Here is a 13,481-nt window from a genome sequence, read left to right on the forward strand (position 1 = left end):
ACTGCAAAGGTAACTCTTTTTTCTAAACTTCCAAATATTTTTTTAAATATTTTTAAGTTCTCGTTTCGTATCTTTTTCTTTAATTAGCTCCTGCGCTTCCCGTTGTTTCGGATGGCAAAAGTACGAAGTTTTACACAATCCCCAAATTTATTTACATGTTTTTTATGAAATAAATCACAACTTACTGAAAACTAATAGGAAAAATTTAATTTTATGTTATGTTAAATAGAGAACTTCAATTAGCAAGTTCCATTTAGCCCCGATTGAAACGGAAATCCTTTTTTAGAAACTGACCTTGACCTGCCTAAAAGATTGAAGTGGAAAGCGGGAAATCGCTCCTAAATTTTCTCATAAATCGTTAAAAGAAACTGTGCAAATGATTTTTCGAGGGCAATAATGTCTCCTGTCTTATAATTTATCCCTGGAGAAACTGGTGAATTGGTCGAGATTTTCTTCCCTGAAATCTGAAAATATTGTTCGGGCTGGTTATTTTTTGCCTGAAGTTTTATTCTAGCGCCTAAAAATTTACCCACTGAAATATCTGTAATCTCTTGTTGAAATAAATCTAACTGAAGAAAACTTCTCTGTGGTAGTTTTATTTTTTCATTATTAATCCTTACTTCGGTTTCTTTTTCTGGATTAATGAGGTAGACTGTATTTTCTTTTTGAGGAATGGTTTGCTTTTCCTTATAATATATATATAATATATAGTGATGCGGATTAAAGGTAGAATTACCTTCTATATTTTCGGCGGGCTTCATAAAATAGGAATTGCCACCGATAGATTTTGCTTTTTTGTAAATTTCTGTAAAAACAGCAGCATCATCGTTAGAAAATCCTGAAACTTCTATTTTTCCTAAATATTGAGCATCTGTTTTGGGTTCTTCCTTGAGAGCATAAAGAAATTTATCGCTATTGGCATGAATTTCTTTGGCTTCTGTAAGGAAAATATTCTGAGAGAAACAAAAACTACTATATAATACTATATATATGTATAAGATTTTTTTCATTTTAATTATTTTGTAATATTTGAACGCAGCCTTCTAGACTTTCTTCCCAAGATTTTAATTGGATAGCATAGGTTTTAGAAATTTTGTCTAAATCTAGAACGCTATTTTTTGGTCTTTTTGCTGGTGTAGGATATTGTGAAGTCTCGATTGCGTTTAATTTAATCTTAGCTTCTGAAAGTTCTGCAATTTTTTCGGCAAAATCAAACCAAGAAATTCTTCCCAAATTAGAAAAATTAAAAATCCCAGGTGTGATTTTTCCTGATTTAATGATTTTCATAATCGCTTCGGCTAAATCATTGGCATTGGTTGGTTGACCAAATTGGTCTGCTACAATATTTAATTCTTCTTTGGCAGCGAAAAGATTCAACATGGTTTTTACAAAATTTTTGCCAAATTCTGAATATACCCATGACGTTCTGAGAATAACCGAACAAGGATTTACTTCCAAAGCCAACTCGTCTCCCGCTAATTTGGATGCGCCATAAACTCCCAAAGGATTGGTAAAATCTTCTTCTGTATATGCTAAATTATTTTCGCCATCAAAAACATAGTCTGTAGAAACATGAATAAACTGAGCATTATTTTCTGAACAAGCTTCTGCCAAGTTTTCTGTACCATCTGCATTGACCAAAAAAGCTTTTTCTACCTCTGTCTCTGCTAAATCTACCGCAGTGTAAGCTGCAGCATTGATACAAAAATCAGGAGCATTTTGCCAAAAGAAATCATTTACTTCTTCTTTATTGGTAATATCTAGTGTTTCTGAATCTGTAAAAATAAATTCGAATTCTTCAAATTGAGAAGAAATTTTCTGAAGGCATTGTCCTAATTGTCCGTTTGCTCCAGTAACTAAAATTTTTTTCATTATAAAATAATTTCAGGAAGTTCTAAAAAAGAAATAGCATTTAAATCTTTTTCGGAAATTAATTGTTGCTCTGCTGGAATTCTCCAATCAATATTTACAGTTTTATCTAATGGATGAATGCCGCATTCTGACTCTTTATTATAAAAATCATCACACTTGTATCCAACTAATGCTGTTTCTGAAAGTACAGAATATCCATGTAAAAAACCTTTTGGCACAAATAATTGCCATCTGTTTTCTTCGGTGAGTTCTACAGCAAAAGACTGACCAAAAGTGGGAGAATTTTTTCTAACATCTACTGCAACATCTAAAATTCTACCTTGTACACAATAAACTAATTTAGCTTGCGCATAAGGTGGAAGCTGCATGTGTAGACCTCTGATTGCTCCGTAATGTGAAAACGCAAGGTTATCTTGAACAAAATCTACTTCTTTGCCAGAAAGTTTTTGGAAAATATTTTTATTATAATTTTCGAAAAAATAACCGCGATTATCGTTCCAGATTTTCGGTTTTAAAATAAAACAATCTAAAAGAGGTGTATTTTCTAGCTCCATCTTATCCTTTATTTAAAATTCTGAAATATTGAACTCTGTCTTTGAACTCTTGATGAGGAATTTCTACCAAATATTGAGAAAAAAGCTCTTTAGTTTCTGGTGGCAATGCTTCAGATTTTCTTGTTTTCATATTGAAATAAATAACCGTAATCCAAAGTACTGCAAAAACTTCTTTTTCGTTTTCGTCTTTCATCAGAATTTCTACTTTAGAAATTCTGTCAGACATTTCGATGGTTTTACTGCTGATCACAACTTTGGTATTTGCTTTTACTTCTTTTAAATAGGCAATTTCATTCTGAACCGCTACCCAAGTACAACCTGTTCTTCTGAAATAATCTTCGTAAGTGAAGCCGTAAAATTCTTCTACATGATCTTCTCTAGCATTGAGCATGTACTCCAAATATTTTACATTATTAAGATGACCAATTGGGTCACAATCGCTGAATCTAATTTTTACAACACTCGAAACTTCTTTTTCCATTTTCATAATTTAAGATTAATGTTCTTTATTTTTTTATAAAGAATGATGGTACAAAAATAAATAAAAAAACCACCTTATGGTAAGGTGGTTTTATAATATTTAGGATATAAATTAAATTCCTAATTCTTTTTTTACAGCAGCTGTAGCATCTGGACCAGCTTTGTAGATTAATCCATTAGTTGCAGAATCAAAGATGAAATCCCAACCGTTTGCTTTAGCAGCTCTGGTAATAGCATCGTTTAATCTTTTTTCGATTGGTGCATAAGCAGCGTCTTGTCTCTCTAATAAATCTTTTTGAGCAGTCTGAGACATTTGCTGAAGATTTTGTTGAGTTTTACCCAATTCAGTTTCTTTAGCTTCTCTTTGTTGAGCAGTTAGTTTAGCTCCTTCTTGTTGATATTTCTGAACATCTGCCTGGAAAGCAGTCGCTAGTTTTTCTAATTCTGCTTGTTTTGCAGTAGAGAAAGCTTTTAATTGTTCGTCAGCTTTTATTTTTTCTGGCATCATGTTAAGAATAGCTGCCACATCTACTGTAGCTATCTTCTGAGCCTTTGCAACTCCGAACGACATAAACATCATCACTGCTGCAAATAATACGCTTAATTTTTTCATGTTTTTCTAAAAATTTAAATTGTTTATTATTTTACTATTTTTTATTTTTTCCTTTAGCGTCTTTACTTTTGGTATCTTCTTTAGAAGGACCTTTAAGTAATTGGTCTAAAACTTTGTCGGTGTAATCATATCTTTTATCAAGAAAAATAACACTCATATTACTACTTTTATCAAGAACTATGCCCAAACTATTTTTTTCAGTAACTGTTTTGATGGCATTCCAAATTTGGTCTTGAAATGGTTTTGCTAAATTGGCTCTAAATTTATTAATTTCTCCTTCTCCGCTGAATTTTTCAGCAATAAATTTTTTAATTTTTTTGTCGAGGTTTTTTACTTCTGCCTCTCTTTGTTTTAATTGCTCTCCTACTAAAAGCACTTTTTCGTTTTCAAAAGCTGCTTTTTTTGCATCATATTCTGCTTGTAGGGTTTGCAATTCTGTTTCCCAAGCTTTGATTTGTTCTTCTAGTCTCGCTTGTGCTTCTGTGTACTGTGGCATTTTACTCAATATATAATTGGTATCTACCACTCCTATTTTTTGTGCAAATGTAACAGAATTAGCAGTTAAAAAAATTAAAAATATTAAAAAAACTTTTAAATTTTTCATATTAATGATGATTGTGTGTTATAATGACTGGTTCATCAAGAAGTGAGTCTGCCATCCTGAAGGTTCTGAGCCGCCAATAGTTTTATCAAATCCATAAGCGAAATCAAATCCTATTAAACCGAATGCACCCATGTAAACTCTAATCCCCACTCCTACAGATCTTTTTAACTGAAACGGATTAAATGCAGAATAATTGTTCCAAGTGTTTCCTGCTTCAGCAAAAGTTAATGCAAAAATCTTTGCAGTTTGGTTCATAGAAATAGGATATCTTAATTCTGCTGCATATCTGCTGTAAATTGTTCCACCACCAATTGGTGTAATATCTGTAGATGAACCACCTTCTGTAGAAGCATTTTCGTAACCTCTTAACGGAACCAATTCTCTACCATCAAATCTACCACCAAATAAACCTGTACCTCCTACATAGAATCTTTCGAAAGGTGGAGCTCCTAAATCTTTATTGTATCCGTCTAAGAATCCCATTTCTGCGGTACTTCTTAGAACTAACTTGCCAATTACTTCGTTATAAGCATCTGCTTTAAACTTAATTTTATAGAATTCCATCCATCTGTATTTCTCTTGTGGAGTCATAGATGAATAATCTTTATTTTGGAACAATGAATAAGGCGGCGTAAATTTAATTGTAGCTTCAATATTAGAACCTGTAGTTGGGAAAATTGGGTCATACCCTGCAGAATTTCTACTTAATCCAACATTGAAACTGAAGTTGTTTGCATTACCATTGCTCACAGTAGTAGAACCAAACTGGAATGGATAATTCTTGAAATTATAACTCTGGAATGAAATCCCTGTATATAGAGAAAAATAGTTATCTGGCCAATTTAAAAGTCTATTCAAACCTGCACTTGCAGAGAAGATATTTAATTTTTGACTAGAACCCGTATAATCTTTATAATTAACCATAGATTGGTTAAGGCTTACTGATAGAGCTGTAGGTCTGTTCCCAAATAACCAAGGTTCTGTAAATGATAAACTGTAGTTTTTAAAATATTGACCAGCTTGCGCTTGTACAGAAAGCATTTGTCCATCTCCCTGTGGAATTGGTTTGAAATCTTTAAATTTCAAGAAATTTCTTAGTGAAAAGTTATTGAAAGTTAACCCTAAAGTTCCGATAAATGAGTTACCACCGTAACCAGCTTGTAACTGAACCTGTGATGAACCTTTTTCTACTAAAGTCCAATGAACATCTACCGTATTATCTTGTTGATTCGGTTGGATATCTTGACCAATTTGTTGTGGGTCAAAGAATTGCATCCCTGCTAAATCAAAATAAGTTCTTTTGATATCTAATTTAGAAAATAAATTCCCTGGTTTTGTTCTTAGTGAACGAAGAATTACATGGTCATGAGTAGTCGTGTTACCAGACCAAGTTACTCTATTCCAAGTTGCTTTTTCTCCTTCTTTAATTCTAATTTCTATATCGATAGAATCTCCTCTTACTGCTTTTTCTACGGGAACAACAGTAGAGAATAAATATCCATTATTTAAATAGAGTGATTTGATATCTGTATCATCTTCTTTGCCACCATCTTCACCTACTTTTTTGTTAAAACCTACCGCATCATAGATTTCTCCTTTTCTGTAACCCAATAATTTTTGTAAAACTTCTGTAGAATAAGAAGTATTTCCGATGAAATTGACATCACCAATGTAATATTTCTTTCCTTCGTTTAGTTTTACATTGATATTAAATCCTTTATCATTTCTCCAAACAGAGTCAGAAACAATTCTAGCATCTCTGAATCCTAAAGAGTTATAATAGCTGATAAGATTTATCTTGTCTTCTTCGTACTTATCTTTTATGAATTTTGATGGTTTTAGAATTCCTTTGATACCAAATCTTTTCTGTTTTGTTTCTTTGAAACCTTTTTTTCTAAGTTTCGCATCAGAAACTTGGTCATTTCCATCAAATTCTATTTTTGCAATTTTAACTCTTTTTCCTTTAGCCACTTCTATAGTCCAGTCTACAAGGTTAGGGTCATTTGCATTAATTTTATCTTGAATAGTGATTTTAGCATCCGCGAAACCTTTCTTCACATATTCTTGAGGAATTTTATTTTTAAGTGACGAAATTAAGTCATTGGTAATTTTAGTTCCAGGTTTTAGATTATTATCTTTAATGAGTTTTTCATTTTTAGATTTTCCTACTCCTTTTCCTACGAATTTCACTTCGCCTAATTCCATAAGGTCTTGTAAGTAGAATTTAAGAATTACGCTCTGTCCTTCTACATCTTCTACATATACTTCTACTTCTGAGAATGATTCTGTTTCCCAAAGTTTTTTAACAGCGCTGCTGATTTTTTGCCCAGGAATATCTACTACTTCTCCTTTGCTGAGTCCTGTAAATCTCAAAATTTGAGCAGGAGTGTATTTTTTTACACCATCTACTACAATGTCTTTTAAGATATAAGAAGAAGGCTGATTTTGAGCAGCGGCAGTTTCTTGGTTAGGAGTTACCTGCGCCGAAAGGTCTACAGACACAAAAAATAATAAAATTGGGATTAAAATATATCTCATTGTTTATAATATTCTATAAAAAATTAATTAGTGATTTGTTCACTGGTTTTACCAAACCTTCTTTCTTTGTTTTGGTAGTTTATGACGCATTGGTAAAGATGTTCTTCTTGAAAATCTGGCCAAAATATATCTAAAAATTGTAATTCTGCGTAGGCAATTTGCCAAAGTAAGAAATTACTGATTCTCACTTCTCCGCTGGTTCTGATTAATAAATCTACTGGAGGTAAATCTTTAGTATAAAGATGATTTTCGAATAGTGTTTCGTCTATATCTTCTGTAGAAATTTTTCCTTCTTTTACTTCTTGGGCAATTTCTTTTACTGCGTTTAGAATTTCTCTTTGCGAACCATAGCTTAATGCTAAAACCAAATTACTTTTAGTATTATTTTTAGTAAGATCTACTACATTGAGCAATTGTTCTTTTACCAAGTAAGGCAGTTTTTCTATTTCTCCAATCACATGTAATCTAATTCCTTTAGAGAAAAGTTCTTCGGCTTCTTCTAGTAAAGTTTCAGAAAGCAAACTCATTAAAGTGTTTACTTCATCAGATGGGCGATTCCAATTTTCAGTAGAAAAAGTGTATAGCGTAAGATACTCTATTCCTACCTTATCACATGCAGAAATTGCATTTCTTACAGAAGTAACGCCACTTTTATGGCCAAAGGTTCTTTCTTCTCCTCTAGATTTCGCCCATCTTCCATTTCCATCCATGATTATTGCGACATGTTTTGGAAGACTATCTTTATCTATTTTTTCTAATATATCCTGCATCATTATTTACTTATTGACAATAACATGGTGGCCTTCCGAAAGAATAAGAAAGCCCCAGAGAAAGAGAATTCATCCAATCTTTAGAATTTAAATTTCCTAAATTGTATTCATCACTATAATCTAGTGTGTCACTATTGGTAGCGCGGAACATAAATTCTCCGAACAATGCCCAATTATAGTTAAATTTATATTTAAGACCTGCTCCAAAAGGAATGGCAAAACCAAATTTATTTCCTTCTAAAGTCGTGTTAAACATTAAGCCAGAAATTCCTCCGAAAATATAAGGGCTAATCATACTTTTTTGTTCTTCATTAACAGGAAAAAAATTATAATCAAAAATGGCTGAAGCTTCATAAACAGAATTAGAACCTTTAGCTTTTCTACTTAATCTGTATAATTCTTGAGCATATCTATCATCAAAAGAAATACGATTATAGGCTAATCTAAATCTTACAGATTGATAAGGGTTAAAATTCATTCTATACATAATAGCACCATAAAAAGGAAGTTTATCCTTTGTAAAGCTATTTCCATCTGGTAATGGATTAATATATTTGGTCTTGCCAATATCTCCAGTGAGATTACTTGTTCCTAACTGTATACCTATCTCATGTCTTTGAGCATACGCTAAAAAACTAAAAAAGAATAGAATAATGATTACTAATGTTTTTCTCTTCATGGTGCTGTTTGCTATTGTACAACTTCAGCGGTATTATAATCTGCAAATATAACATATTTTTATATTAAGAATTATCTTAATGTTTAGTTAAATATCACCACTTAAAATATAAATTTTATTTAAATATTTTTCATTTAAACCGAAATACGTTTTAAATATTGTTTATCCTCTTGAAAACTCTGTTTAACAATACAGTTTTTTTTATTCTTTCAAAAAAGCTATTTCATCAATCTTTCACTCAAAACTCCATTCTTTGCCAAATCATACTCATATTGTGAACAAGGAACACATTTTTGAATATTTTCATCACTTCCGAAATACCACAATCCCGTGAAACTGTCTCTTTTGAAAGCAAATTCCTGATCATCTATCAACACCCAAAAAGTATCGTAATGACGTTCTTTCGGATGCGTTTTTTGAATATCTATTCCTTCCAACAAATACCAAAGCATTTGTGCCAACAATTGATGATTCAAGATATTTTCTGCATCTACATTGAAATTAAAAATTCCTGCCATTTTCAGATTTTCACCTAAACCAATTTCTTTCATCACCGCACAAATTTCTCTTCTGTTCAAGCCATTAATTTGAGGATTTACCGAAAAAGGTTCTGCAAAACTTTCCACCGCATCACAATTGAGCGTTACCAAATCTGCTCTTCGGAAAAACGGTTCAATTCGGTCGGTATTTCCCATCATTTCGGCTAATCTTATCACATCAAACTCTACACTTTTCATCAATTTCACCGCATCTATTTCGTTCAAATGCTTCTGATAGCCAAGATGATGATAATCTTTAAGGCTCAATAATTTAGAATTGAAAATTTTCTGTAAAAAGTTTTGTTCTGAAATTTCATCGCCTTCATTGGAAAGGTCAATTTTATTATTAATCTGAGTATATCTGATGTTTTTTTGATGAAAATTAAGAGCATGAATCATCGCAATAGACAAATCATTTCCACCACCTACAACAATAGGAACTGTATTTTTGTACAAACAAGAAGAAAGAATTTCCTGCAAAATATAGTGCGTGTCTTGAAGTGATTTCCCAGAAATAAGATCTCCCAAATCACAAATAGGGATTTCAAAATCAAACTTCGAAAGTTTGTAAAACTCTTCTCTTACTGTATCAAAATTTTTGGCAACAGCATTTCCTTTTCCGCCTCTGTAATCGCTACAAAAAACCAACAAAATCCCGTTTTCTGGAATTTCATTCGTAATCACACTTCCTAATTGCCAAGGTTGAGTTTCTATTTTTTTTGGTGAAATGATAATGTCTTCTATGTTCATTGGTTTTTGTGTCAAATTTTAAAATCAGTTTATTTAAAAACCTTTCCTACAAACTTACAAAATAAGTTCTTCACCTAAAAATTTAAGTTTTGGCTAAAGCCAAATAGTTTCTCCACAAAAAAAGCGGACTAAAGTCCGCTCCTATTGATAATATTTTATAAAAATCTTTGTGCTCATTGCGAAAAACCTTTGCGACATTGCGTGAAACAAATTATTTCTTCTTCGTTGCAGGTTTTTTAGCAGCTGTTTTCTTTGCCGCAGGTTTTTTCTTTTCAGCAAAAGCTGTTTTATCTTGGTCGGTAATCCATTTTTTTACTTCATCCAAAGAAACGGCTTGCAATTCTTCTGCTTCAAATTTACTTCCGTCTTCTTTTTTAGGGATTTTGAACATTCCTTTTCCGAATTTAATAAAAGGACCCCATCTTCCGTTTTCAATAGAAATTTTTTCTTTTTCCCATTGCTGAATATAACGATTTGCTTCTTTCTCTAATTTGGCAGAAATGAGTTCTTCAATATCTCCTTGAGTAAGATTATCAAAATCATATTTCTTAGGAACATTTACATATAAATCTTTGTATTTTACAAATGGTCCAAATCTTCCTGTTCCTTTCGTCACAGGTTCACCTTTATAAGTGGCAATTGGCGCATCTGCTTCTATTTTTTCTTTGATAAAATTTTCTGCAACCTCTTGAGTTACCGAAAAAGGATCTGTTCCTCTTCCAATAGAAATAAAAGCATCTCCCCATTTTACATAAGGCCCGAATCTTCCTACGCCAACAGAAACTGGTTTTCCTTGGAATTCATTTAAATCAAAAGGAATTTTAAATAATTCTAGCGCTTCTTCAAAACTGATGGTATTGATATTTTGCGTTGGCAAAAGTGAAGCATAAGTCGGTTTCTCTTCATCATCATTTTCCCCAATTTGAATCATCGCACCATATCTTCCCATTCTAGCGTAAACATTTTTGCCAGATTTAGGATCTACACCTAATAATCTTTCGCCAGTAGCTCTGTCTGCATGTTCTTCTACATCTTCAATTTTCGGGTGGAAATTATCATAGAAATGTTTCAGTGTTTCTTTCCATTTTTCTGAACCATTGGCAATATCATCAAAATCTTGTTCTACTTTTGCAGTAAAACCATAATCTAAAATTTCATTGAAATTATTGATTAAGAATTCATTCACCACTTCGCCAATATCTGTAGGAACGAATTTATTTTTATCTCCACCAAATTTCTCCGTCAAAACTTCTTTTTTCAGTCCAGATTTTCCCAAAGAAAGTTTCACGATTTCTCTTTCTTGCGGAAGAATTTCGCGTTTGTCAACATATCCCCTATTCTGAATCGTTTGAATTGTTGGTGCGTAAGTAGAAGGTCTTCCAATTCCTAATTCTTCTAATTTCCTTACCAAAGCAGCTTCCGTATATCTTGCAGCAGGTTTGGTATATTTTTCGGTGGCTGTAATTTTCTTATAGCTTAAAACTTCGCCTACATTTACTTTTGGCAATAGTTTTTCGTTGTTTTCCTCATCATCTTCTTCAGTTTTCGAAATTCCATAGACTTTTAGGAAACCATCGAAAACAATTACTTCACCTTGTGCTTCGAAATGACTTGGCAAAGCAGAATTCCCGATTTCAATTACAGTTTTTTCAATTTTTGCATTTGCCATCTGAGAAGCTAAAGTTCTCTTATAAATGAGTTGATATAATTTATTGAGTTGCGCATCACCAATGGTTTTCACTCCAAAATCAGTCGGACGAATCGCTTCGTGCGCTTCTTGAGCAGATGCAGATTTTGTAGTATAATTTCTAGGCGAAGAATATTCTGCCCCAAATTCTTTTTCGATGAAATCTTTAGCAGCGCTAATCGCATCTTGAGATAGATTTACAGAGTCTGTTCTCATATAAGTAATGTACCCTTCTTCGTAGAGACGCTGTGCAATTCTCATGGTAGAAGTTACATTGTATCCTAATCTATTAGACGCTTCCTGTTGCAATGTAGAAGTAGTAAAAGGTGCAGAAGCAGAACGTGTTCCTGGCTTTTTTTCTACATTTAAAACTTTGAATTCAGTATTTTGAGATTTTTCTAAAAATGCTTCTGCTTCTTTTTCTTGAGCAAAATCTTTTTTCAGTTTTGCAGCAATTTCTTGCTTTTCGGCATTTAAGAAAGTTCCTTCCACTTTATAAGTAGAACTCGGTTTGAAATTTCTAATTTCTTGTTCTCTTTCTACCACCAATCTTACTGCAACAGATTGTACTCTACCTGCCGAAAGTCCTGTTTTTACTTTTTTCCAAAGTACTGGCGACATTTCAAAACCTACAATTCTGTCGAGAACCCTTCTTGCTTGTTGAGCATTTACGAGATTCTGGTCAATTTTTCTAGGGTTTTCAATCGCTTTCAGGATTGCATTTTTGGTAATTTCGTGGAAAACAATACGTTTGGTATTTTCTTCTTTGAGTTTTAATTCTTGTGCTAAATGCCAAGCAATAGCTTCTCCTTCACGGTCTTCATCGGAAGCCAACCAAACGATTTCCGCTTTTTTCACCGCTGCTTTCAGTTCAGTTACTAATTTCTTTTTATCCGCAGAAACTTCGTAATCTGGCGTGAAGGTTTTAAGGTCTATTCCCATTCCTTTTTTGGGTAAATCTCGGATATGACCGAAGCTAGATTTCACTTCGAAATCTTTCCCGAGATACTTCTGAATGGTCTTCGCTTTTGCTGGTGACTCTACGATTACTAGATTTTTTGACATGCACAAAATTTTTGCAAAAGTAGAAACTTTTTTTTAAACAATCGTTTTTAGCAATTTTCTTACGACTATCTTTTCTTCAAATAAAGTATTTTATCTTCGTTTCATTCATTTTTTCTATAATAAGAAGTTGGTTTTTTTTGGCATTTAATTTGATGAAATTCTGACAATGATTTATTTTTGCATTATTAAAATATGAAAACCTCAACATCTACTTTAACAAAACTTCAAAAAATGAATTGCTGTTGTCCCTTTAAAAACCAAAAGAGGACAGATTAGGTTATGTATTTTTTTAAAAACACACATGTTATCATATATCACTGAGTCCTCGAAATGAGGACTTTTTTTTATTTAATTTTTTAAAATTTTCATTTATGCCCACAGAAAACAAAATCAGAATAACCGCATTTTTAGTATTTATCTTAACCATTTTATACATCACAACTCATTCCATTTGGATTCCTCTTTTTCTATTGATAGATTTCGCTTTCAGAGGTTCTGGATACGGAAAATGGAGTATTTTAGGATTCTTAGCAGAAAAAATAGTTTCGATTTTTAATTTAGAACAAAAACCCATTTATTTTCCTCCGAAACAATTTGCTGCACAAGTCGGATTTATTTTTTCATTGACATTATTGGTTTTTAATCTTCTCGAAATCAACAGTCTTATTGTAAGCGGAATTTTGCTGATTTGCGCAGGTCTGGAAGCGTTTTTCAATTTCTGCGTAGGATGTTATGTCTACAATGCTTATTATCACATCAAAAATAAATAGCATTTATTTAACATTTTCAAAAGGTACAACTGCACTAAATTCTACTATTTTTGTAGAATACAAATCTTATTTTATTGAAAAACTTCATTCAAAATTCCATTAAAAGTCAGAAAGTATTCTATCGATATTTTCGTAGGAAAGGTATTAAAAGACTTTTCAAAGAAAATATCTTAGAAAGTGATGGAGACAACAAAAGTAAAGCACTTTCTATCGCCTTAGGAATTTTTATTGGAGTTTCTCCTTTTTGGGGATTTCATACTGTTTTAGCGCTTTCGTTGGCAACAGTTTTTAAGCTGAATAAGTTTCTTACATTTGTATTTTCTCAAATCAGTTTAGCGCCTTTCATTCCCTTTATTATAGGGATTTCTATGTATTTTGGTTCGTTTTTCGTGGAAGGGAAAACCGATTTTTCTCATCAAGAATTGAATTTAGAAATGGTAAAACACAACCTGTTACAATATGTAGTGGGAAGTTTTATTTTCGCCACTTTGTTAGCGATTAGTTTTGGTTTTACATTTTTCTATTTATTGAATCTTTTCCGAAAAGAAAGTACGTCTTAA

The 13,481-nt window shown here is 32.3% G+C and carries 13 protein-coding genes; 2 read left to right on the top strand and 11 right to left on the bottom strand.

Annotated elements, in window-relative coordinates:
* Positions 1–338: 338 nt before the first annotated feature.
* The 11 genes from C3729_RS02980 to topA form a co-directional block, all read right to left on the bottom strand.
* A complete protein-coding gene (locus C3729_RS02980; RefSeq protein ID WP_104792806.1) occupies positions 339–1,010 on the bottom strand; it encodes a hypothetical protein in 672 nt (223 codons plus the stop codon).
* 1 nt (position 1,011) lies between these two features.
* Positions 1,012–1,872, bottom strand: a complete 861-nt coding sequence (rfbD, locus tag C3729_RS02985; RefSeq protein WP_104792807.1) for a dTDP-4-dehydrorhamnose reductase — start codon at positions 1,870–1,872, stop codon at positions 1,012–1,014.
* Positions 1,872–2,426 (bottom strand): dTDP-4-dehydrorhamnose 3,5-epimerase, encoded by a 555-nt coding sequence (gene rfbC, locus C3729_RS02990; RefSeq protein WP_104792808.1) that lies wholly within the window; start codon positions 2,424–2,426, stop codon positions 1,872–1,874. The genes rfbD and rfbC overlap by 1 nt, the downstream gene beginning before the upstream one ends.
* A 1-nt stretch (position 2,427) precedes the next feature.
* On the bottom strand, positions 2,428–2,907 hold the full coding sequence (locus C3729_RS02995) for an acyl-CoA thioesterase (RefSeq protein WP_104793199.1): 480 nt from the start codon (positions 2,905–2,907) through the stop codon (positions 2,428–2,430).
* Positions 2,908–3,018: 111 nt separating this feature from the next.
* Complete coding sequence (locus tag C3729_RS03000) at positions 3,019–3,519, bottom strand: OmpH family outer membrane protein (RefSeq protein WP_104792809.1); 501 nt, start codon at positions 3,517–3,519, stop codon at positions 3,019–3,021.
* Between the two features lie 34 nt (positions 3,520–3,553).
* On the bottom strand, positions 3,554–4,123 hold the full coding sequence (locus C3729_RS03005) for an OmpH family outer membrane protein (RefSeq protein ID WP_104792810.1): 570 nt from the start codon (positions 4,121–4,123) through the stop codon (positions 3,554–3,556).
* 18 nt (positions 4,124–4,141) lie between these two features.
* Positions 4,142–6,661, bottom strand: a complete 2,520-nt coding sequence (locus C3729_RS03010) for an outer membrane protein assembly factor (RefSeq protein ID WP_104792811.1) — start codon at positions 6,659–6,661, stop codon at positions 4,142–4,144.
* Between the two features lie 23 nt (positions 6,662–6,684).
* A complete protein-coding gene (locus C3729_RS03015) occupies positions 6,685–7,431 on the bottom strand; it encodes an isoprenyl transferase (protein WP_104793200.1) in 747 nt (248 codons plus the stop codon).
* 10 nt (positions 7,432–7,441) lie between these two features.
* Positions 7,442–8,110, bottom strand: coding sequence for a DUF6089 family protein (locus C3729_RS03020; RefSeq protein WP_104792812.1), 669 nt, complete (start codon positions 8,108–8,110; stop codon positions 7,442–7,444).
* A gap of 218 nt (positions 8,111–8,328) precedes the next feature.
* On the bottom strand, positions 8,329–9,399 hold the full coding sequence (locus C3729_RS03025; RefSeq protein WP_104792813.1) for an arginase family protein: 1,071 nt from the start codon (positions 9,397–9,399) through the stop codon (positions 8,329–8,331).
* 211 nt (positions 9,400–9,610) lie between these two features.
* Complete coding sequence (gene topA, locus C3729_RS03030; protein WP_104792814.1) at positions 9,611–12,151, bottom strand: type I DNA topoisomerase; 2,541 nt, start codon at positions 12,149–12,151, stop codon at positions 9,611–9,613.
* 371 nt (positions 12,152–12,522) lie between these two features.
* Here topA and C3729_RS03035 point away from each other — a divergent pair, with 371 nt between their 5' ends.
* Positions 12,523–12,921: a DUF4395 domain-containing protein gene (locus C3729_RS03035; RefSeq protein ID WP_104792815.1), complete on the top strand. Its 399-nt coding sequence runs from the start codon at positions 12,523–12,525 to the stop codon at positions 12,919–12,921.
* 74 nt (positions 12,922–12,995) lie between these two features.
* Complete coding sequence (locus C3729_RS03040) at positions 12,996–13,481, top strand: DUF2062 domain-containing protein (RefSeq protein WP_165785702.1); 486 nt, start codon at positions 12,996–12,998, stop codon at positions 13,479–13,481.

Source organism: Cloacibacterium normanense (assembly GCF_002943105.1).
GTDB lineage: Bacteria > Bacteroidota > Bacteroidia > Flavobacteriales > Weeksellaceae > Cloacibacterium.

Bases quoted from the DNA above. Each gene is read 5' to 3' on its own strand.
- C3729_RS02980 (WP_104792806.1), bottom strand. From the start codon at position 1,010: ATGAAAAAAATCTTATACATATATATAGTATTATATAGTAGTTTTTGT.
- rfbD (WP_104792807.1), bottom strand. From the start codon at position 1,872: ATGAAAAAAATTTTAGTTACTGGAGCAAACGGACAATTAGGACAATGC.
- rfbC (WP_104792808.1), bottom strand. From the start codon at position 2,426: ATGGAGCTAGAAAATACACCTCTTTTAGATTGTTTTATTTTAAAACCG.
- C3729_RS02995 (WP_104793199.1), bottom strand. From the start codon at position 2,907: ATGGAAAAAGAAGTTTCGAGTGTTGTAAAAATTAGATTCAGCGATTGT.
- C3729_RS03000 (WP_104792809.1), bottom strand. From the start codon at position 3,519: ATGAAAAAATTAAGCGTATTATTTGCAGCAGTGATGATGTTTATGTCG.
- C3729_RS03005 (WP_104792810.1), bottom strand. From the start codon at position 4,123: ATGAAAAATTTAAAAGTTTTTTTAATATTTTTAATTTTTTTAACTGCT.
- C3729_RS03010 (WP_104792811.1), bottom strand. From the start codon at position 6,661: ATGAGATATATTTTAATCCCAATTTTATTATTTTTTGTGTCTGTAGAC.
- C3729_RS03015 (WP_104793200.1), bottom strand. From the start codon at position 7,431: ATGCAGGATATATTAGAAAAAATAGATAAAGATAGTCTTCCAAAACAT.
- C3729_RS03020 (WP_104792812.1), bottom strand. From the start codon at position 8,110: ATGAAGAGAAAAACATTAGTAATCATTATTCTATTCTTTTTTAGTTTT.
- C3729_RS03025 (WP_104792813.1), bottom strand. From the start codon at position 9,399: ATGAACATAGAAGACATTATCATTTCACCAAAAAAAATAGAAACTCAA.
- topA (WP_104792814.1), bottom strand. From the start codon at position 12,151: ATGTCAAAAAATCTAGTAATCGTAGAGTCACCAGCAAAAGCGAAGACC.
- C3729_RS03035 (WP_104792815.1), top strand. From the start codon at position 12,523: ATGCCCACAGAAAACAAAATCAGAATAACCGCATTTTTAGTATTTATC.